Raw genomic sequence first — 230 nt, 5'->3', positions numbered from 1 at the left:
CAGCGACTTTATTGATGACGAAGGGATTGAGTTGATTGGCGTTGAACCTGGTGCCCATGGTATTGAGACAGGTGAGCATGGTTGCCCAATCGCGTGTGGTACTGACGGCATTTTCTTCGGTATGAAATCATTAATGATGAAAGATGACCAAGGTCAAATTCAAGAGTCATACTAAATTTCAGAAGGTCTTGATTTTCCATCTGATGGTCCGCAACACGCACATTTAGCGA

1 pseudogene is annotated in these 230 nt (G+C 43.9%); it reads left to right on the top strand.

Going from position 1 to position 230, the window contains the following annotated elements:
• A pseudogene (locus tag V6255_RS18325) lies at nucleotides 1–172 on the top strand (tryptophan synthase subunit beta); the annotation flags it as partial.
• Nucleotides 173–230: the final 58 nt, after the last annotated feature.

This window comes from Psychromonas arctica (assembly GCF_038155225.1).
GTDB lineage: Bacteria > Pseudomonadota > Gammaproteobacteria > Enterobacterales > Psychromonadaceae > Psychromonas > Psychromonas arctica_B.
The sequence above is the reverse complement of the archived record's forward strand: the minus strand, read 5'-3'. Positions and strand labels throughout refer to the sequence as shown.